This is a genomic window from Nocardioides sp. P4_G4 (assembly GCF_056401085.1).
This window is the reverse complement of the sequence record NZ_JBFUKA010000022.1, coordinates 1-19,870: the sequence shown is the minus strand read 5'-3', so window position 1 is coordinate 19,870 and position 19,870 is coordinate 1. Positions and strand designations below refer to the sequence as shown.

Genomic DNA, 19,870 nt, shown 5'->3' with positions numbered 1-19,870 from the left:
CCCACGGGGCCGCCCACTAGGGTGTGTGGTCGGAACGGACCGACGGGGGTGAGGTGCATGGACGACTTCGAGCAGCGCTGGCTGGCGTTCGTACGCCGCTTCGCCGACGCGCCGACCGAGCAGCGCGGGGCCCTGGTGGCGGACGCCCTCGAGCACGGGCTGCCCCCGGCGACCGGGGAGCCGCTGCTGGCCACCGACCTGCCGGTGGCGGACCGGGTGAGGGCCGAGATGGCCGTCGTCGCGGCGAGCGGTGAGTTCGACTCCTTCGGCTACTGGTGGCACAACCAGGACCGGGCGTGGACCCTGTGCGGCTACCCCGAGGAGCTGCAGCACTTCGTCACCCAGGGCTGGAAGGAGCTGCGTCACCCGTCGCCGTCCTTCGACCTGTGGTTCTACTGGAACGCGCACCTCGACCCCACCAGCGAGGCCGTCAACCCGTTCCTGCACTACGTCCTGGAGGGCCGCCGAGCCGGGTTGGCGACCCTGCCCGAGGTGCGCGTCCTCGAGCCCGCCCCGGCACCCACGGGTCCGTTGCGCCGGGTGTGCCTGTTCGCCGCCTACGACCTCGACGGCGTCGTCGACCCGACCGTCGTCGCCTACCTGGCCGACCTCAGCCGGTTCGCCGACGTCTACTACCTCGCCGACTGCGAGATGGAGCAGTCCGAGCTGGACAAGGTCGCGCCGTACACCCGGGGTCGCTGGGCGATCCGGCACGGCCGCTACGACTTCGGCTCCTACTCCATGCTCGCGCGCGACCTCGTCGGCTGGGACACGATCGAGCAGTACGACGAGCTCCTCCTGGCCAACGACTCGTGCTACCTGGTGCAGCCCTTCGACCAGGTCTTCGCCCGGATGGAGGCGCGGGCCTGTGACTGGTGGGGCATGCAGGCGACGTACGAGGACTTCACCACCTCCGACTTCGAGCGGCTGGGACGACCGCTGGCCATCGACGACGTCGAGGAGCAGATGCGCCAGATCGACCTGTGGCGCTACAACGACTTCATCCACGTCGGCTCCTACTTCGTGGGCTACCGCAGGCGGGTCATCGACGACCCCGCGTTCCGGGCCCGGCTGGACGGCGTGACCGCCCAGACCGACAAGACGACGATCATCCTCAAGTACGAGATCGGCTTCTCGCGCCTGCTCATCCTGGGCGGCTACCACCTCGCCACGTTCGTCGAGGGGATCCTGCCCTACCACCCCGTCTACCGGGAGTCGGCCTTCGAGCTGATGCGCGACGGCTTCCCGCTGCTGAAGCGGCAGTTCCTGTACGAGAACCCCTTCTCGCGGCCGGACCTACGACAGTGGAAGGAACGCGTCCTCGCGATCGCCCCCGGCGCCGACGTCGAGGCCATGGAGCGCAACCTGCACCGCGTGGCCCCGGCATGGAGCCTGCACCGCAGCTTCGCGATCCGCTCGCGGCCCGACGGCACGATCGAGCTGCCGGYGGCCCCGGGTCCGGACACCTTCGACGACGAGGACCGCTGGACGCCGACGCACCCGCACTGGTGGGTCTTCCCCGTCGACCCGCGCACGGGCGTGCTGCCCGGTGAGGTGCGCGGGCTGTTGGAGGCGATCCGCGACGACCCCTCGGTCCACGCGATCGTGCTGTCCGCGCACCGTCCGGTCAAGGTCGGCGGCGCGCGCGTCGTCACCGTCCCCGGCGAGAGCGCCCCGGGGCAGATGTACGCCCTGCGCGCCGGCACGATCGTGGTGACCGCCGGCCCGCGCAGCGACGTCAACCACCCGCTCTCGGCCCGCCACCACCGCTTCCTCAAGGTCGGCTCCCCCGCCGGCCTGGAGCCGCCGCGGATGGTGCTCACCGGTCTCTGGGGCGAGCACGACCCGCCGCCCGAGGCCTACGAGCGCTCGCTCGTGACACATGCCGTCGTGTCGTCTCCGTCCCTCGTCGAGGGCGTCGTGGCGACGCACGGCCGCGTCGCGCCCGACGACGTGTGGGCGACCGGGTCGCCGCGGGTGGACCTGCTGCTCGCCGACGAGGCCGACCTGTCGGCCGCGCTGCGCGCCGACCTCGCCGCCCTCCGGACGGTGGTGTCGGGACGGCGCGTCGTGGTCGTCTCTCCGCTGGCCGCGACCACCGAGGACGTCGACGCCCTGGGCGCCTGGGCCGAGGACCACGACGACGTCGCGCTCCTGTGGGCCGCCCCGCCCGGCTGGACCACGCCGGTGCCGACGCCGCTGGTCGACCTGTACGACGCGGCCCTGCTGCGGCCCCACGCGCTCGCCCCGCACCCGGTCCAGCCCGAGATGGCCTGGCGGATCGCCGACGTGGTCGCCACCGGCTGGAGCTCCGACCTCGCCGACGCGGCCGTGCTCCCGGTGCCCCTCGTCGCCCTGCCGGGTGCGTCCGGCAGCCCCCTCGTGGAGCACCCGACGCTGGCGGACGGACTGGTCGCGGTCGAGGCGTTCCTCGACGGCACCCCGGTCGACGAGGCCTGGCTGGCGTGGGGTCGGTCGCTGCACTCCGCCAGCGACGGGCACAGCGGCGAGCGGCTGGTCCACCGCATCAAGGCGACCTACCTGCCCTACGCCGAGTGGGAGCAGGACGTCAGCGCAGGCTGAGCTCGCGCACCCGCTGGGCGAAACGCCAGGCGGCGTGCCCGTCCAGGGGCGCCACACCGGGTCGTGCGGCGGCGGGGGGCACGACGGCCCAGCCGCCGGCGGCGACCTCGGAGAGCGTGTCCAGCAGCGCGTCGAGGGACGCGACCTCCCGGGGCTGCGGCCAGCCGTCGCCCCCGTACGACGCCTCCACCCGGTGGGTGGGACCGGCCGGGGGTGCCTGCACGAGGAGCGGCGTGCCGGTGACCAGCGCGTCGTACGCCTCCGGGGAGCGGTCGGTGACCACGGCGGAGGCGACCCGGTGCACGACGGTCGACCAGGGCACGCTGCGCGCCGAGAGGCTGAGCGCGCCGGCGTCGGCCAGGGCGCGGGTCCACCCGTCCATCCGGTCGACGCGCGGCTCGCGGACGCCGAGGACCACGCCGTGCTCGCGCGCCCAGGCGGCGAGGCGGGCCACCTCGTCGGGGGTGCAGGTCGCGACCGTCCCGGCGTGAGGCCACCACACGACCAGGCGCCGGTCCCCGACCAGCCCACGGACGCGGGCCTCCTCGGCCGCGAGGTCGGCCGGCAGGTGCTCGCGCACCAGGAGGTCGTGGCGCGGCAGGCCGGTCGGCCAGGCCTTGGCCAGGCCGAGGTCCGGGTCGCCGGCGCTGCGCACCAGCGCGTCGGCCTGCGAGGTGACCGCGGCGGCGAGCACCTTGCGCCACTCCCCTCCCGGCGTGCGGGACGCGTCGTGCGCCAGCACCGGCACGCCGATCCCGACGTGCAGGAAGTCGTGGCGCGAGGGTGACAGCGGCAGGTCGATGGCGACGTTGGGCTCGACGTCCACGACGATGCGACCGCACCGGACCAGCGCGTGCTGGCCGTCGACGGTGTGGATCGGGAGCACCGTGAGGTTCTCGCCGCGCACGTCGTCGGGCAGCCGGCGCGAGCGCGACAGGACGACCTTGTGGATGCTCGGGTCGTCGCGCACCTCGTCCAGCACGGCCCGCACGCCGGGGTCCAGGCGTCCCGTGGTGGGCGAGGACACGAAGGCCCACCAGTGCTCGAACGTCGGGCTCTCCCGGTCGAGGGTGCGCAGCGCGCCTCCCCACACGGCCCGGCGCGGGATCAGCCGGCGCCGGCCGTCCGTGTCGAGCCGGATGTCGTGGGCCTCGTGCAGGCGGTCCACGGGGCTGACGCGGTCGAGGTTGGCCAGGATCGGGTCCAGCCGCAGGTCGGGGACGAGCTCCCGGAGCCGCTCGGGCCACTGCTCGAGGCCGAGCACGTGGCGCGGGTTCTCGCCCAGGAAGTTGCGCTTGACCAGCGGGAAGCCGCGCTCGACCAGCTCGAAGAAGTGCCGGGAGTAGAGCGGGTGGAAGGCGTAGAGCTCGGGGATGAAGGTGTCGAAGTCGAAGCCGGAGTCGGTGAGGTAGCGGCTGATGCCGACCTCGTACTTGTGGATCACCAGCATCTTGTCGCCCTGCGGGGCGACGTGGTCCAGGCGCCACCGGAAGCCGGGGTCGTCGAGCACGGGACGCCGGAAGACCAGGAAGTACGACGACAGGTGCAGGTGCCGCACGTCGGTCCACTGCCGGTGGCCCAGGAGGCGGGCCTTGGCCTCGGCGAGCGGGATCGGCGCGTCGTCGACGACGTACGACTCGTCGTGCTCCATCGAGGTGGCCTGCAGGCTCCACCAGTCGCAGGCGCGGGTGTCCATCTCCGTGAGGACCTCGTCGAGCGGTCGCAGCAGGTAGCAGGAGTCGTTGGCCAGGATCACCTCGTCGTAGTCGTCCAGGCGGTCCCAGCCGACGAGGTCGCGGGCCAGCAGCGAGAACGAGCCGAAGTCGTAGGCGCCGTGCGGGACGCTCCACGCGTCGGCGACGATCCCGTCGAGCCGGTCCAGCTGGCCGGGCTCGAGCACGCCGTCGGCCACGTAGAAGACGTCGGCGTGGCGGGCCAGCTCGGTCAGGTAGTCCACGACGTAGTCGTCGACCAGGCCGTCCGCGTCGTAGCCGGCGAAGAGGCAGGCCCGCCGGACCTGCCGTCCCGGTGCGTACGTCGTGGGGGTGCGGGTGGGCGCCGGGCGGGGCAGCGGCTCGAGCCCCGCGTGCCGACCGACGAGCAGGAAGTGGAGCAGCGGGTCGACCTCCTCGCCGGTGGGATCGAGGTGCGTGGCCCAGTAGTGCCAGAGGTCGAAGCGCAGGCTGGGGGCGCGCAGGGTGCGCCAGCCGGTCTCGACGAAGTGGCGCGCCGGGTCCTGGCGGCGCAGCAGCCGGTGCTGGACGGCGTACTCGTCGGCGTCGAGGAAGCCGCTGGCGGCCACCACCGCACGGTGGGCGTCGTCCTGCACCTCGGGCGGGGGCGGCTGCGGGTCGCCGTCGGCGATCGGCGGCAGCCCCTCGGCCAACACCCTGTCGACGAGCGCGGACGCCTCCTGCGGACCCCGACGGGCGGCCGCGCGCCACTGGCGGGCGAAGCGCCACCAACGGCGCTGGAAGTCGGCGACGGCCTCGCGGCGCTGCTCGAGCTCGGTCATCGGGGCCGGGGCGGGTAGGCGTCCGCGCCCTCGGACTCCGGGGACATCAGGAAGTGCACGAGCGGGTTGACGTCGTCGGCGAGCACCTCGGGGTGGTCGATGACGTACTGGCCGATGTCGAAGTCGTCGCTGGGCCGCCGGAACGGGTTGTAGGGGTGGCGCAGGAAGTGCAGCGCCGGGTCCTCCCCCAGGTGTGCGACGTCGTGGTAGGTCCGCAGGTACCACGCGTCGTCGAAGAGGGACGAGCCGCGGATGACCTCGAGCTGGGCGGCCTCCTCCTTGGTCACCGGCTGCTGGCGGTCCTTGAAGAGGGCCACGCCCTTGCGGCCCCCGGCGTCGCCGGCCGCGTCGATGCGCAGCCGCCTGGCGAGGGCCGCGGACAGCTCGTCGGCGGACTTCACGGCCCGGTCGCGCGCGGTGCGGATCCTGGACTCCTTCTCCCCCCACTGCTCGGCCTGCCGGCGCAGCGCGGCGAGCTCGGCGCGGGTGGTCGCGAGCTCCTCGGYCAGGCGCGTGATCTCCTGCTGCGTCTGCTCCCCGAGCGGGTCCGGTTGTCCCTGGTCAGCCACGGCGCGACCCTATCGTCACGCCTGCCCCGTACCGTGGAGGTCCCGACCCGAGGATCCCGGACGTGACTCTCCAGGCCGTACGCCGCCCCGTCGCCGGACTGGCTGCCTCCCTCGCCACCGTGCTCGCCCTGGCCGCCTGCTCCGCGGGCCCGGACGGCGAGGACGCCGCCCCCACGACGCCCTCCTCCTCCGCCGCCGCGGAGCCCACGCCGGAGCCCACCGAGCCTCCGGACCCCGTGTCGATGGCCGCCCTGTCCGCCGCCGAGCACACCGGGGACCGGCTCCGGTTGGGCGCCGTGCGCGAGCGGACAGCCGCCTACACGTCGTACGACGTCACCTACCGCTCGACCACCACCGACGACCGCGGGACGCGGCGCTTCACCATCAGCGGCGTGCTCAACGTGCCGACCGGGCGTGGCCCCTTCCCCGCGGTGGTGCTGGCCCACGGCTACATCGACCCGGCCTACTACGTGCGCGGGCAGGGGATGACCCGCGAGCGCGGGGTCCTCGCCGGCCGGGGGTACGTCGCCCTGCACGTCGACTACCGCGGGCACGCCGAGTCGACCGACGACCCCCGCTCGGACCGCGACCTGCGGCTGGGCTACTCCGCCGACGTGATCGCCGCGGTCAAGGCCCTGCGCGCGTCGCGCGACGTCCCGGTCGACGACGACCGGGTGGCACTGATGGGCCGCTCGATGGGCGGCGGTGTGGTCATGAAGGCGCTCGTCGCCGAGCCCGGCCTCGTGCAGGCGGCGTCACTGTGGGCGTCGGTCTCCTCGCTCGAGGGCGACAACTTCGACCAGTTCATCCGCCCCGACGGCGACGCCCGGCGCGACGCCGTCGTGCAGGCCCACGGTCTGCCCGAGCGGCGGCCGGCCTTCTGGCGCGCCGCCTCTGCGCGGCCCTACCTCGACGCGATCACCGAGCCGGTGCTGCTCGTGCACGGCCGCTTCGACGACACGTGTCCCCCGCGCTGGGCCAGGGCCACCCAGCGGGCGATGCAGCGCGCCGGGGTGAGGAGCACGCTCGCGTGGTACGACGACGGGCACGCCTTCGGCCCCGCCTTCGCGGCCGGCATGGACCGGACCGTCCGCTACTTCGACGAGCAGCTCTCCTGACCGGTCGCTGACGTCCTCACCCGTGGACCCAGCGCATCCGGGGGAGCAGACTGGACGGCACCCACGCGAGGGAGGCCGCATGCTCCAGGTGATCGGGGCCGGGTTCGGACGCACCGGCACCACGTCGACCAAGGCCGCCCTCGAGATCCTGCTGGGGCGGCCGTGCTACCACATGTTCGAGGCCCTGGCGCACCTCGAGCACCACCCCGCCTGGCTGGCGGCCGCCGACGGCGACCCCTCCCGGCTGCCCGACGTGCTGGCCCCCTACGGAGCCACCGTCGACTGGCCCGGGTGCTCCCTGTGGCGCGAGCTGATGGAGGTCCATCCCGACGCCCGGGTGCTGCTGACCGTCCGGCCCCGCGAGCGGTGGTGGAGCTCCTACCGCGACACCATCCACGCGCTGATGCGACAACCACCCCTCGACCCCGCCGAGGTCGGCCCGGAGCTGGCGGGCCTGGACCACTTCGGCCGGGTGCTCACCACGCGCTCGTTCCCGGCGCCGTACGCCGACCAGGCTCCCGACCACCTCATGGCCGCCTACGAGCGCCACAACCGGGAGGTGGTCGAGGGGGTGCCCGCCGACCGGCTGCTGGTCTACGACATCACCGAGGGGTGGGAGCCGCTGTGCGACTTCCTGGGGGTGCCGGTCCCGGACCGGCCCGTCCCGAACCTCAACGACCGGCAGGCGTTCCGGGACCTCTTCGGGCTCGGGCAGCCGCCCCCGCCCGAGCCCACGTCGTACAGCCGGGAGCAGATCGAGGACCACTTCCGCGGCGCCCTGCCCGACACCGGGCTCTCCTGACGGGGGTGACGCGCCCGGGCGTCAGACGACGCTGAGCGGCAGCAGCGTCTGACCCGTCGGGCCGATCTGGATCTCGGTGTTCATCTCCGGGCACACGCCGCAGTCGTAGCAGGGCGTCCAGCGGCAGTCCTCGACCTCGATGTCGGCACCGTCGGCCGCGGCGAGCGCGTCCTCCCAGTCGGCCCACAGCCAGTCCTTGTCGAGGCCCGAGTCGAGGTGGTCCCAGGGCAGGACCTCGTCGTACTCGCGCTCGCGGATCGTGTACCAGTCGACGTCGACACCGGTGCCGGCGAGGCCACGCTCGGTGGCGCCCATCCAGCGGTCGTAGGAGAAGTGCTCGCTCCACCCGTCGAAGCGGCCACCGTCGCGCCAGACCTCCTCGATGACCCGGCCGACGCGGCGGTCGCCGCGGGACAGGAGTCCCTCGACGATGCCGGGCTTGCCGTCGTGGTAGCGGAAGCCGATGGCGCGGCCGTAGCGCTTGTCCTCGCGGACGGTGTCGCGCAGCTTCTTGAGGCGGCTGTCGGTGGTCTCGTGGTCGAGCTGGGCGGCCCACTGGAACGGCGTGTGCGGCTTGGGCACGAAGCCGCCGATCGACACGGTGCAGCGGATGTCGTTGTGGCCGGCGACCTCGCGGCCCTTGGCGATGACCTTCTTGGCGAGGTCGGCGACCTGGAGGACGTCCTCGTCGGTCTCGGTCGGGAGTCCGACCATGAAGTAGAGCTTCACCTGGCGCCAGCCGTGGGAGTACGCCGCCGCGACCGTGCGGATGAGGTCCTCCTCGCTGACCATCTTGTTGATGACCTTGCGCATCCGCTCGGAGCCGCCCTCGGGCGCGAACGTCAGCCCGGAGCGGCGCCCGTTGCGGGAGAACTCGTTGGCCAGGGTGATGTTGAAGGCGTCGACGCGGGTCGAGGGCAGCGACAGGGAGACGTTGGAGCCCTCGTAGCGGTCGGCCAGGCCCTTGGCGACCTCGCCGATCTCGGTGTGGTCGGCGCTGGAGAGCGACAGGAGGCCGACCTCCTCGAAGCCGGACTTGCGGATGCCGTTCTCGACCATGTCGCCGATGGTCTTGATGGACCGCTCGCGCACGGGACGGGTGATCATGCCGGCCTGGCAGAAGCGGCAGCCGCGCGTGCAGCCGCGGAAGATCTCGACGCTGAAGCGCTCGTGGACGGTCTCGGCGAGCGGGACCAGGGGCTTGGCCGGGTAGGGCCACGCGTCGAGGTCCATCAGCGTGTGCTTGCGGACCCGGAACGGGATGCCGGGCTTGTTGGGGACGACGGCCTCGATGGTCCCGTCGGCGGCGTAGACGACGTCGTAGAACTTGGGGACGTAGACGCCTCCGCTCACCGCGAGCCGGCGCAGCAGCTCGTCGCGACCCCCGGGCCGGCCCTCGGCCTTCCACTCGCGCACGACCTCGGAGATCGCCAGCACGACCTCCTCGCCGTCACCGAGCACGGCGGCATCGATGAAGTCGGCGATCGGCTCGGGGTTGAAGGCCGCGTGCCCGCCGGCGAGGACGATCGGCTCGTCGTCGCCGCGGTCGACCGCGTGCAGCGCGATGCCGGCGAGGTCGAGGGCGTTGAGCATGTTGGTGTAGCCGAGCTCGGTGGAGAACGACAGGCCGAGCACGTCGAAGGCGCGCACCGGGCGGTGGCTGTCGACGGTGAACTGCGGGATGTCGTGCTCCCGCATCACGGCCTCCATGTCGGGCCACACGGCGTACGTGCGCTCGGCGACGATCCAGTCGCGCTCGTTGAGGACCTCGTAGAGGATCTGGACGCCCTGGTTGGGCAGCCCGACCTCGTAGGCGTCGGGGTACATCAGGGCCCAGCGCACCGACTCGCCGTCCGGCGCGCAGTCCCACTCCTTCACCGTCGAGTTGAGCTCACCGCCGACGTACTGGATGGGCTTCTGCACCGACGGGAGACGGGACTCCAGCAGCGGGAAGACCGACGCCGGAGCGGGCACGGAGGTGGAGACGGACACGCGGGAACACCTCGAGGAGTCGGGGGAAGGGCCAGCCCTCAAGGGTACGCCGCGCGGTGCGGTGAGCGAAAAGGGACCGGTCCCCCGATTTCTGGGCGGCGCCGTGCACACTTCTCTGCGTGACGAGACGGGAGCAGCTGGTGCGCGCCGCGCTGCTCGTGCTCGTCCTCGGGGTGGTGGCGGCCCTCATCGTCGTCGACCGCCGCCGGGGTGACGACCTGCCCGAGGGCGTCGAGGTCGCCACGCCCACCCCGTCGGTGACCATCGAGACGCCGCTGCCGTCGGCCGAGGGCACCGGCAAGCCCGGCAAGCCGGGGAAGCCCGGCAAGCCCGGTACCCCGGGACCCACCGACGAGATCCCGACTCCCCCGCCCGGCATCGAGGCGATCGCCTGCCGCAAGCTCCAGGAGTCGGTCGACGTCCGGGTCGTCTCGTTCAACACCCACCGCTCCTTCGGCGGGATCGCCACCATCGCGCAGGAGATCCGCTCGCTGGACCCCGACATCGTGCTGCTCCAGGAGGTGGACCGCTTCCACGGCCGGACCGGCGGCATCGACCAGGTCGCGTACTTCGCCGACGCGCTGGGCATGCAGGGCACCTTCAGCCCCAACGTCGTCCAGGGCAGCGGGCAGTACGGCACCGCGATCCTGTCCCGCTTCGAGATCCTCGACTCGGGGCGCTTCCCGCTGCCCAACGCGGCCGGCGGCGAGCCCCGAGGCCTCCAGTGGGCCGGCCTGGAGATCGGCGGCCAGGAGGTGCGGGTCTACACCACCCACCTCCAGAACAAGCTGGTCGGGCTGCGGGAGTCCCAGGCCCGCCACGTGGCCGGCATATTGGCCGGCGAGGAGCAGCCGACCATCCTCGGCGGCGACATGAACGCCACCGCCAACACCCCGACGCTCGGCCCCCTGCTCGCCCAGCTCGTCGACGCCTGGCCGGTCGCCGGCTCCGGCCCCGAGGGCACCGGCCCCAACGGCTCGCGCATCGACTTCGTGATGGCCAGCCCGACGCTGGAGCCGCAGCGCGCCCAGGTCCTCCGCTCGGCCGTGTCCGACCACGCCCGCATCTACGTCGACTACGTGGTGCCCGCCTCGACCGACTGCCCCACGCGCCGGCGCCGGGGCTGAGGCCGGCTCAGCGGCTGGCCAGCACCCGCGGGCTCGCGAGGAACCGGGTCGGCAGCGGCGCCGAGGCCCGCAGGTGGATGTTCTGGAGCAGGCCGAGCGCGAGCATGCCCGCGAACATCGACGACCCGCCGTACGACACGAAGGGCAGCGGCACGCCGGTGACCGGCATGATGCCCAGGCACATGCCGACGTTCTGGAAGGCCTGGAAGCCGAACCAGCAGGCGATGCCGGCCGCGGCCACCCGGCCGAAGACGTCGTCGGTGTCCATCGCGATGGCCAGCGCCCGCCAGATCACGACGCCCAGCAGGACGATGAGCAGGCCGGCACCGACGAGTCCGAGCTCCTCGCCGGCCACGGTGAAGATGAAGTCGGTGTGCTGCTCGGGCACGAAGCCCGAGCGGGTCTGGGAGCCCTCGAAGAGTCCCTGGCCGAAGAGCCCACCGTTGCCGACCGCGATCCGGGCCTGCTCGGTGTTGTAGCCGGCACCGCGCGGGTCGAGCCCGGGGTTGGTGAAGGCCATGAACCGGTCGACCTGGTAGTCCTTGAGGACCCCGGCCGCCACCGCCACCGCGGCGCCGCCGACCCCGACGAGCGTGAGCCCGATGAGCCAGCGGCGGGCCGCGCCGGCCACGGCCAGCACCCCGAAGACGGTCGCGGAGAGCACCAGCATGGTGCCGAGGTCAGGCTGCAGCAGGATCAGTGCCGCCGGGACGCCGGCGATGAGCAGCATGCCCAGCACCTCGGGCGTCTTGACGCCGCGGCGCCACCGCCCCTCGCTGCGCTCGGCGACCAGCAACGCCATTCCGATCACCACCGCGAGCTTGGCGAACTCCGACGGCTGGATCGACATGCCCCCCAGCTGGAGCCACGAGCGCGAGCCGTTGATGGTGCTGCCGGCCACGAGCACGCCGAGGAGGCCGACGATCGAGCCGACGTAGACGAGCGGGGCCAGGATCCGCACCCAGCGGTGGTCGGTGGCAAGCACCATCACCATCAGCACCAGGCCGATGGCGACGTTGACGAGCTGCTTGCGCAGGTACGCCGTGGCGTCGCCGCCGGTGAGGTCCGCGCGGGTCGAGGTGGCCGACCAGACGAGCAGGGTGCCGATGGCGACCAGGCCGAGCGCCGCCCCCATGAGCAGCCAGTCCAGGCCGGGGGCGCGCAGGGCGGACCGCCCGGTGGGTGCGTGGGTGGTCCTCACGAGAGGCCTCCCGCGCCCGGCACGGCCGGCGGCAGGATGGAGCCGTCGTCGAGGAAGTTGGGGAGCTTCTTCGGGGAGACGACGCCGGGGATGGAGGCGTTGCGGGGCTTGACCGTCTCGCCGTCCACGCCGTACAGCGCCTCCCAGACCTTGCGGACGCCGTCGCCGACCGATCCCGATCCCGTGCCCGCCTGGCTCATCATCATCACCACGACGTAGTCGTCGGTGTAGGAGGCGACCCAGCCGGTCGACTGCTTGCCGTAGACCTCGGCCGAGCCCGTCTTGGAGCGCACCACGACGTCGTCGAGCGGGAAGCCGCCCATCTTCCAGGCCATCGTGCCGACCCGGGTGACGCCCTTGAGCGCCTCGTCGATGTAGTCGAGGTCCTTCTTGGGCACGTGCACCGAGCCGGTACGCCGGGGGTTGAAGCGCTGCAGCACCTCGCCGTCCGGGCTGACGAGGGCCTTGGCGATGGTCGGGGCGTAGAGCGTGCCGCCGTTGGCGATGGCCCCGTAGGCGCGCGCCAGCTGGAGCGGCGTGACGATGGTGTCGCCCTGACCGATCGCGAAGTTGGCCGCATCGCCGGCGCGGTAGGCGTAGCCGTCGATGCAGAACTCGCGGGAGAACTGGTAGACGAAGTCGCTCGTCTTGCCGTCCTGCGGCTTGTCCGCGATCCCGCAGTAGTAGTCCTTCATCGAGTCGTAGTAGTCGCGCTTCCAGTGCCGGTCAGCGATGCGGCCGGGGGCCTCACCGGGGATGTCGATGCCGGTGCGCGAGCCGAACCCGAAGGTCTTGGCCTCCTCGACGAGCGGGTCGCGCGCGTCCACGTCGGCCTCGTCGCTGCCGAACTTCTGCCAGTAGCGGTAGCCGATCTGGTAGAAGAACGTGTTGCAGGACACCTCGAGGGCCTTGGCGAAGCCGACCGCGCCGCCGATCGCGGACGACTCGTGGTTGTGGAAGACGCGGTTGCCGATCTGCACCCCCGACGGGCAGGTCAGGGTGCTGTCGGTGCGGTAGCCGTTCGTGAGCGCACCGGCGGTCATGATCGGCTTCCACGTGGAGCCGGGTGCGAACTGGCCCTGGGTGGCGCGCGAGAGCAGCGGCGTGCCGGCCTGCTCGGAGTAGAGGCGGTCCAGCTCGTCGTTGCTGATGCCGCCGACCCACACCCCCGGGTCGTACGTCGGCTGGCTGGCCATCGCGACGACGCGACCCGTCCTGGCCTCGAGCACCACGGCAGCGCCGGAGTCCGCCTCGTAGTTGCGGCCCGTCACCGGGTCGAAGGTGGCGCGCTGGACCTTGATCCGCTCGGCCAGCGCCTTCTCCACGGCGCTCTGCACCTTGGCGTCGATCGAGGTGACGAGCGTGTCGCCGGGGGTGCTCTCCACCGTCGAGTCGTCGCCGAGGACGCGGCCCATCGAGTCGACCGCGACCCGCCGGTAGCCGGGCAGGCCGCGCAGCCACTCGTCGTACTGCTTCTCGACGCCGGCACGACCCACCGAGGAACCGCCGTTGAGCGACTGGTCGTCGACGTCCTGCGCCGCGTCGTACTCGTCCTCGGTGATCGGGCTGAGGTAGCCGAGCACGTGGGCCAGGTTGACGCCGTAGGGCTTGGGGTAGGCCCGCACGCTCTGCTGCTCGGCGACCACGCCCGGGTAGTCCTCGGGCTGCTCGAGCACCCGCAGCGCGACGTCCTTGGAGACATCGGTGGCCACCGGGACGGGCTGGTAGGGCGAGCCGTTCCAGCAGGTGCCCCGGATGCTGTCCTCGTGGCCGCAGGTCACGAGGCGCTGCTCGATGCCCTCGGTGGTCTCGCCCACCACGACCGACACCCGGCGCACCAGCTCGGTGCGCTGCCGGTCGGTCATCTTGCCCATCAGGTTGCGGTCCATCGAGATGACCCACGACGTGCGGTTGGCGACGAGCGGGCGACCCTGGTCGTCCACGATGAGGCCGCGCTGCGGCTGCACCACGATGTCGCGCACCGACTGGTCGGCGGCCATCGCCTGGTAGTCGTCGCCGCCGACGACCTGGAGGTAGTAGAGCCGGACGAAGAGCGTCGCGAAGAGCGAGAAGACGAGGGCCTGCACCACCACCAGGCGCAGGCGGCTGCGCTGCGAACCGTTCACTGCGCCCATCAGGCCGACGCCCACCGGGGGTCGAGGCGCCCGAACAGCTTCATCAGCGGCGGCAGCACGAACGGGGTCAGCAGGACGTCCCAGACCACGGCGATGACGATGACCCGCAGCAGCTCCGAGACCGACCAGGCGTCGCCGAGCACGAGTCCGGTGAGCGCGAAGATCGAGGTGCCGATGAAGGACGCCGCCGCCACGGTGCCGACGACGGCCACGGCCGTGGGGCGCACGTCCTGGCGGACCCGGGCCGCGAGGAAGGCCACCACCGTCAGCGCCAGCGCCCAGCGACCGGCGACGTGGTCGGCGGGCGGGGCGAGGTCGAGGGCGACCCCGGCGGCGAAGCCGAGCAGCAGCGCGGAGGGTGCGTCGAGCGTGAGGGCCGCGGCGACCACGACGAGCAGGCACAGGTTGGGCACGATCCCCTGCCAGGCCAGGTGCGGGAAGAGCGAGACCTGGAGCACGAGGGCGACGAGGATCGCCACGAGGGCGACGAGCACGCGGAGGCGGTTCATCGCAGCGCCCCGTCCGCCTCGACCACGGCGCGGTCGCTGGTGGTGCCGGTCGGCACCATCACGCCCACGACGTCGAGGGCGGAGAAGTTGACGAACGGCTTGATCACCGCGCGCTGGGAGGTCTCGAGCAGGCTGCTGTAGACCTCGGTGACCTCGCCGATCGGTACGCCGCGCTCGTAGGGGCCGCTCGCGCTGCCCCACGTCACGACGGTGTCGTGCTCGGCGGGGACGACGGCGTTGTCGATGAGGCGCAGGTCGAGACCGCCGTCGTCGGCGAGCGAGCCGCGGCCGTGGACGAAGCCGATCTCCATGCTCGAGCCCACCCGGCCGCCGACGATCGACTCGGTGTCGGTGACGAGCAGGACGGTGGCGGTCGAGCGGGTCACCCGCAGCACCCGGCCCACCAGGCCGTCGTTGTTGACGACCGTCATGTCCGGTCCGATCCCGGCCTGGGAGCCGGCGTCGATGGTCACGGTGTTGCTGAACGACTGCGACGGGCCCACCGCGACCACGCGGGCGGGGACGAGCGCCTGGCCGAGGTCCTGGGCGGCCTGGGTCAGGCCGTCGTACGACTCGAGACGGTTGCGGTCGAAGCCGGCCGTCTCGACCTCGGTGCGGAGCGCGGAGTTCTCGGCCTCGAGGTCGCGGATCTCGTCGCTCAGCGCACCCTGGCTGCGCATCCACGAGGGCACGGAGGTGAACGGGCGCACCACGGCAGCGGTGACCGACTCGACGGGACCGAAGGCCTCGCCGACCGCGCGGCGGGCCGGCTCCATCGCCGAGTCGGAGCCCCCGTGGTAGTCGAGGGTGATCAGCGTGACGCTCGCCAGCAGCAGCGCCACGAACAGCGACCGGGGCGGCCGGTTGCGGGCGTCGAGGCGGTCCAGGCCGCGCCAGCGCCGCTCACGGGTGTCGGGCATCAGAAGCGCCTCGGGTCCGAGACGAGCACCTGCTGGAGGGCCTCGAACTCCTCGACGCACTTGCCGGCGCCGAACGCGACCGACGACAGCGGGTCCTCGGCGACGTGGACGGGCATCCCGGTCTCGTGGCGCAGCCGCTCGTCGAGACCGCGGAGCAGGGCGCCGCCACCGGTGAGCACGATGCCGCGGTCCATGATGTCGCCGGCCAGCTCGGGCGGCGTCTGGTCCAGCGTGCCGCGGACGGCGTCGATGATGTTGTGCAGCGGCTCCTCGAGGGCCTGGCGGACCTCGGCGCTGGAGACCACGACGGTGCGGGGCAGGCCCGAGACCATGTCGCGGCCGCGGATCTCCGCCTCCGGCTCGGTGGGCAGCGGGAAGGCCGACCCGAGGGTCATCTTCATCTCCTCGGCGGTGCGCTCCCCCAGCATCAGGGAGTACTCCTTCTTCATCCACGCGATGATCGCCTGGTCGAGGTCGTCACCGGCGGTGCGCACGCTCATGCTGGTGACGATGCCGCCGAGGCTGATGACCGCGACCTCGGTCGTGCCGCCGCCGACGTCGACCACCATGTTGCCGGTGGCCTCGTGGACGGGCAGCCCGGCGCCGATCGCGGCGGCCATCGGCTCCTCGACGATGTAGACCTTGCGGGCGCCGGCCTGGTAGCCGGCCTCCTTGACGGCGCGCTGCTCGACGGCGGTGATGCCGCTGGGCACGCAGATGACCATCCGCGGCTTGGCGAAGTAGCGGCGCCGGTGCACCTGCTGGATGAAGTAGCGCAGCATCTGCTCGGTCGCCTCGAAGTCGGCGATGACGCCGTCCTTGAGGGGACGGATGGCCGTGATGTTGTCGGGGGTGCGACCGATCATCCGCTTGGCCTCGTGCCCGACCGCCAGCACCTCACCGGTGCTGGCGTTCATGGCGACGACGGAGGGCTCGTCCAGGACGACGCCCCTGCCGCGGACGTAGACCAGCGTGTTGGCGGTGCCGAGGTCCACGGCCATGTCGCGGCCGATGAGACTGTGTGCCATTGCGCTGCCTCTTGTGCTCGCGTGTCGAAACACTGCGGGTCGGGGAAGGAGCCGACACCCGGGTCGCCGGCCCTCCGCTCAGGGTAAGGAGGCGACGCGCGCCATCTCGGCAGGACACGCGCGGCGTGTGTGAACCGTCCGGGTCACAGCTCGCATGTCGCCGGGCCGCCGTCCTCGACGGCCGCCCGGTCCAGGCGCAGCAGCCGCGGCACGAGCGCCCCCGCGGGGTCGCGGTACGGCGGGGCGCTCGCCTCGCTGACCGTCCAGATGCTCCTGCGGTCGACCACGAGGTCCTCCGCGCCGGGCACGAAGTCGAGCGGCGGACCGCCGGGGCGCACGACACCGCACGAGACGCGTGAGGAGACGGCCCATGCCAGACCCGCGCGGGTGAAGGCGAGCCCCTGGAGGCGGCTGGGCACCCGGGTGGAGCGGGTCATCGCCACCTGTCCCGCGCCGGCGTCGCCCTCCACGAGGGTGGTGACGCCGGTCCGCAGCAGCGACGACTCGTCGTACCAGCGGGCGCGGCCGGGACCGCTGGGCCGGTAGCCGGCGATGACGAGCTGACCACGGGTCGCCGCCATGGTCGAGCCGCGGACGCCCTCACCGAGCTGCCACACCCGCAGCACCGGGTCGGCGTCGAGGCGGTCGGGGTCCAGCAGCCAGAGCCGGGAGGTCTCGACGACCCACAGCCCGGCGTCGGTGAGCGCGGCGCCGCCGCCGTGGCGGCAGTAGGTCGTGCCGCCGGACGGGGCGCCGGGCGGGTCGAGCCGCTCCGCGAAGGCGCGGGTGTCCCCGGACGGCAGCGCGACGGCCGCGACCTGGCAGGGCTTGCTCCCGACGTCGCCGGCCCGGTGCCCCACGACGTACGCCGCCGACGCGGCGATCTCGAGGCCCTGGGGGACGAAGTCGTCGGGCAGGTCGAGCCACCACGCGTCGCAGACGGCGTCGGCGGCGCGGTAGTCCCGCAGGCTGCCGTGGGGCTCCCCCGGCTCCGGGCCGCGGACGTCGTCGTAGGCGATCCYGCAGTCCACGACCCGCGCCGTCCGGGTCGTCTCCTCCCCGGGCGGCGTGGGCGCAGAGGTGCAGGCGGTCCACACCGGTCCGGACAGCAGCAGCCCGGCGACCAGCGCGCGCCTCACGGGATCAGAGTCCCGGGAACCAGATGCCGATCTCGCGGGCGGCGGACTCGGGCGAGTCGGAGCCGTGGACGAGGTTCTGCTGGACCTTCAGGCCCCAGTCACGACCCAGGTCGCCACGGATGGTGCCGGGCGCCGCGGTCGTCGGGTCGGTCGTGCCGGCCAGCGAGCGGAAGCCCTCGATGCAGCGCTCCCCCTCGAGCACCATGGCGGCGACGGGTCCCGAGAGCATGAACTCCACCAGCGGCTCGTAGAAGGGCTTGCCCTCGTGCTCGGCGTAGTGCTCGGCGAGCAGCTCGCGGGTGGCGGGCCGCAGCTCGAGCGCGACGAGGCGGTAGCCCTTCGCCTCGACGCGACGGATCACCTCACCGGTGAGGCCACGTCGGACACCGTCCGGCTTGACGAGGACGAGAGAACGCTCAGTCATGGGCCGGAGCCTATCCGGCGGGTCGGGTCGGGGTCAGCCCGGGCTCTCGGCCGGTCGTCCGGCCCGGGAGCGGCGCTCGGGTCCGCCCGCGGAGCGGTGAGCAGGCCACATTCCGGGCCGGGGAAACGTGGTTGGGCCACCGCCACCCGGGCGCGTCGCCGGGACACGCCGGGTGGGTGGTGCGCGAGCGACATTCGCAGCCGGGAAAAGGTGGCTGGGCCACCGCTCGCCGGGGCGGGTCGCCGGCGCTCGCTCGGGGTCAGCCCGGGTTCTCGGCCCGGTACGCCGCCCAGGCCTCGGCGCGCTCGCGCTCGATCTTGCGCCCGAGGAAGTCGGCGAGCCCCCACAGGAGGGCGAAGATCCCGCCGAGGACGAACATCAGCGGGACCAGGAAGCCGATGGCGACGGCACCGACCTGGAGCACCCACCCGACGGCGTAGGCCCACGGCTTCCGGAGCATCCCCGCGAGCAGCAGGCAGGCCAGGGCCAGCCCGAGGCCGATGACGAGGGACCGACCCACCGGCACGTCGGCGATGGTGATCAGCACCGGCGTGGTGAGGCCGATGGTGATGGCCTCGAGGCAGAGCACGGCGGCACACATCCCGCGCCGCGGGGAGCGCTCGGTGTTCTGGGGGGACTGCCCGTGGGGTGCGGAGACGTCGCTCACTTGTGCCCCCGGCGCAGGAGCATGCTGCGCGCCTCCCCCACCGTGACGACCGACCCGGTGACCAGCACGGCGCCGGAGCCCAGCGGGTCGCCGAACGCCTCACCGGCCTCGGCGAGGGTCGCACCCCGCTCGATGGCGTCGGCCAGGTCCCGGACCACCGTCACCCGGTCCTCGCCGTAGATCTCGATGGCCGCCGCGGCCAGCGCGTCGGCGCTCATCGAGCGCGAGGTCGAGTTCTGGGTGCAGATGACGTGCTCGAGGTGCGGCTCGAAGGCCTCCAGCAGCCCGACGGCGTCCTTGTCGCCCATCACGGCCATGACGCCGATCAGCGGGGAGAACGTGAACGAGTCCTCGATCGCGGCCGCCGTCGCCGCCGCCCCGTGCGGGTTGTGGGCGGCGTCGAGCACGATGGTCGGGCTGCGGCGGATGATCTCCAGCCGACCCGGCGAGGTGACCTCCGCGAAGGCGGCGCGGACGAGGTCCTCGTCCAGCGGCTCGTCGCCGGCGAAGGCCTCGACCGCCGCCAGGGCCACGGCCGCGTTCTGCGCCTGGTGCGCGCCGTACAGCGGCAGGAAGACGTCGTCGTACCGGGCCCGGATGCCCTGGAGGGCGACCATCTGGCCGCCGATGGCGGGGACCCGGGACACCACGCCGAACTCCATGCCCTCGCGCGCGACGGTCGCGCCGACCTCGGTCGCGCGCTCGATGAGCAGCGCGGCCACGTCGGGCTCCTGCTGGGCGAGCACGGCGATCGAGCCGGGCTTGATGATGCCGGCCTTCTCGTCAGCGATGGCGCTCACGGAGTCGCCGAGGTACTGCGCGTGGTCGACCGCGATCGGCAGCACGACCGCCACGTCGGCGTCGGCGACGTTGGTCGCGTCCCACGTCCCGCCCATGCCGACCTCGATCACGCCGACGTCGACCGGCGCGTCGGCGAAGGCGGCGTACGCCATGCCGACCATGGTCTCGAAGAAGCTCAGCGGATGGGCCTGGTCGGCGTCCACGAGGTGGGTGTAGGCCGCCACGTCGTTGAACGCACGCACGAACTCCTCGTCGGTCAGGGTCTCCCCGTCGATGCTGATCCGCTCGCTCATCTTCTCCAGGTGCGGGCTGGTGAAGCGGCCCGTGCGCAGGTCGAGCG

General features: G+C 72.8%; 16 protein-coding genes. 4 read left to right on the top strand and 12 right to left on the bottom strand.

The window, feature by feature from the left end:
- Positions 1-57 precede the first annotated feature (57 nt).
- The gene (locus AC1DQF_RS07210; protein WP_477524535.1) at positions 58-2,583 is read left to right on the top strand and encodes a rhamnan synthesis F family protein; all 2,526 of its coding nucleotides are present in this window, start codon (positions 58-60) and stop codon (positions 2,581-2,583) included.
- Here AC1DQF_RS07210 and AC1DQF_RS07205 read toward each other — a convergent pair.
- Both AC1DQF_RS07205 and AC1DQF_RS07200 read right to left on the bottom strand, forming a co-directional pair.
- Positions 2,570-5,098: a rhamnan synthesis F family protein gene (locus AC1DQF_RS07205; RefSeq protein ID WP_477524534.1), complete on the bottom strand. Its 2,529-nt coding sequence runs from the start codon at positions 5,096-5,098 to the stop codon at positions 2,570-2,572. The two genes, AC1DQF_RS07210 and AC1DQF_RS07205, sit on opposite strands and share 14 nt — an antisense overlap.
- The gene (locus AC1DQF_RS07200; protein WP_477524533.1) at positions 5,095-5,667 is read right to left on the bottom strand and encodes a hypothetical protein; all 573 of its coding nucleotides are present in this window, start codon (positions 5,665-5,667) and stop codon (positions 5,095-5,097) included. The genes AC1DQF_RS07205 and AC1DQF_RS07200 overlap by 4 nt, the downstream gene beginning before the upstream one ends.
- A gap of 62 nt (positions 5,668-5,729) precedes the next feature.
- On the opposite strand from AC1DQF_RS07200, the gene AC1DQF_RS07195 reads away from it, so the two are divergent.
- Together AC1DQF_RS07195 and AC1DQF_RS07190 are read left to right on the top strand one after the other, a co-directional pair.
- Positions 5,730-6,785 carry an alpha/beta hydrolase family protein gene (locus AC1DQF_RS07195; RefSeq protein WP_477524532.1) on the top strand — a complete coding sequence of 352 codons (1,056 nt, stop codon included), beginning with the start codon at positions 5,730-5,732 and terminating at the stop codon, positions 6,783-6,785.
- A gap of 79 nt (positions 6,786-6,864) precedes the next feature.
- A complete protein-coding gene (locus AC1DQF_RS07190) occupies positions 6,865-7,587 on the top strand; it encodes a sulfotransferase family protein (protein WP_477524531.1) in 723 nt (240 codons plus the stop codon).
- 21 nt (positions 7,588-7,608) lie between these two features.
- On the opposite strand, the gene AC1DQF_RS07185 is transcribed toward AC1DQF_RS07190, so the two are convergent.
- The gene (locus AC1DQF_RS07185) at positions 7,609-9,561 is read right to left on the bottom strand and encodes a TIGR03960 family B12-binding radical SAM protein (protein ID WP_477524557.1); all 1,953 of its coding nucleotides are present in this window, start codon (positions 9,559-9,561) and stop codon (positions 7,609-7,611) included.
- A gap of 137 nt (positions 9,562-9,698) precedes the next feature.
- Here AC1DQF_RS07185 and AC1DQF_RS07180 point away from each other — a divergent pair, with 137 nt between their 5' ends.
- Positions 9,699-10,706 (top strand): endonuclease/exonuclease/phosphatase family protein, encoded by a 1,008-nt coding sequence (locus AC1DQF_RS07180; protein ID WP_477524530.1) that lies wholly within the window; start codon positions 9,699-9,701, stop codon positions 10,704-10,706.
- A 7-nt stretch (positions 10,707-10,713) separates the two neighbouring features.
- Here AC1DQF_RS07180 and rodA read toward each other — a convergent pair whose 3' ends face one another.
- From rodA to AC1DQF_RS07135, 9 genes are all read right to left on the bottom strand, one after another.
- A complete protein-coding gene (gene rodA / locus AC1DQF_RS07175) occupies positions 10,714-11,907 on the bottom strand; it encodes a rod shape-determining protein RodA (protein ID WP_477524529.1) in 1,194 nt (397 codons plus the stop codon).
- Positions 11,904-14,042: a penicillin-binding protein 2 gene (mrdA, locus tag AC1DQF_RS07170; RefSeq protein ID WP_477524528.1), complete on the bottom strand. Its 2,139-nt coding sequence runs from the start codon at positions 14,040-14,042 to the stop codon at positions 11,904-11,906. The genes rodA and mrdA overlap by 4 nt, the downstream gene beginning before the upstream one ends.
- Complete coding sequence (gene mreD / locus AC1DQF_RS07165; RefSeq protein ID WP_477524527.1) at positions 14,042-14,551, bottom strand: rod shape-determining protein MreD; 510 nt, start codon at positions 14,549-14,551, stop codon at positions 14,042-14,044. Before mreD ends, mrdA begins: the two co-directional genes overlap by 1 nt.
- The gene (gene mreC, locus AC1DQF_RS07160) at positions 14,548-15,471 is read right to left on the bottom strand and encodes a rod shape-determining protein MreC (protein WP_477524526.1); all 924 of its coding nucleotides are present in this window, start codon (positions 15,469-15,471) and stop codon (positions 14,548-14,550) included. The genes mreD and mreC overlap by 4 nt, the downstream gene beginning before the upstream one ends.
- Complete coding sequence (locus AC1DQF_RS07155; RefSeq protein WP_477524525.1) at positions 15,471-16,499, bottom strand: rod shape-determining protein; 1,029 nt, start codon at positions 16,497-16,499, stop codon at positions 15,471-15,473. The genes mreC and AC1DQF_RS07155 overlap by 1 nt, the downstream gene beginning before the upstream one ends.
- 143 nt (positions 16,500-16,642) lie before the next feature.
- Entirely contained in the window at positions 16,643-17,638 is a 996-nt protein-coding gene (locus AC1DQF_RS07150) for a hypothetical protein (protein ID WP_477524524.1), read from the bottom strand.
- A gap of 4 nt (positions 17,639-17,642) precedes the next feature.
- On the bottom strand, positions 17,643-18,062 hold the full coding sequence (gene ndk / locus AC1DQF_RS07145) for a nucleoside-diphosphate kinase (protein ID WP_477524523.1): 420 nt from the start codon (positions 18,060-18,062) through the stop codon (positions 17,643-17,645).
- A 259-nt stretch (positions 18,063-18,321) separates the two neighbouring features.
- The gene (locus AC1DQF_RS07140) at positions 18,322-18,729 is read right to left on the bottom strand and encodes a DUF4233 domain-containing protein (RefSeq protein ID WP_477524522.1); all 408 of its coding nucleotides are present in this window, start codon (positions 18,727-18,729) and stop codon (positions 18,322-18,324) included.
- Positions 18,726-19,870, bottom strand: a 1,145-nt coding sequence (locus tag AC1DQF_RS07135) for a bifunctional folylpolyglutamate synthase/dihydrofolate synthase (protein WP_477524521.1), incomplete at its 5' end; no start/stop codon positions are given. The genes AC1DQF_RS07135 and AC1DQF_RS07140, both read right to left, overlap by 4 nt.

Bases quoted from the DNA above. Each gene is read 5' to 3' on its own strand.
- ndk (WP_477524523.1), bottom strand. From the start codon at position 18,062: ATGACTGAGCGTTCTCTCGTCCTCGTCAAGCCGGACGGTGTCCGACGT.
- mreC (WP_477524526.1), bottom strand. From the start codon at position 15,471: ATGCCCGACACCCGTGAGCGGCGCTGGCGCGGCCTGGACCGCCTCGAC.
- AC1DQF_RS07205 (WP_477524534.1), bottom strand. From the start codon at position 5,098: ATGACCGAGCTCGAGCAGCGCCGCGAGGCCGTCGCCGACTTCCAGCGC.
- mreD (WP_477524527.1), bottom strand. From the start codon at position 14,551: ATGAACCGCCTCCGCGTGCTCGTCGCCCTCGTGGCGATCCTCGTCGCC.
- mrdA (WP_477524528.1), bottom strand. From the start codon at position 14,042: ATGGGCGCAGTGAACGGTTCGCAGCGCAGCCGCCTGCGCCTGGTGGTG.
- AC1DQF_RS07155 (WP_477524525.1), bottom strand. From the start codon at position 16,499: ATGGCACACAGTCTCATCGGCCGCGACATGGCCGTGGACCTCGGCACC.
- AC1DQF_RS07190 (WP_477524531.1), top strand. From the start codon at position 6,865: ATGCTCCAGGTGATCGGGGCCGGGTTCGGACGCACCGGCACCACGTCG.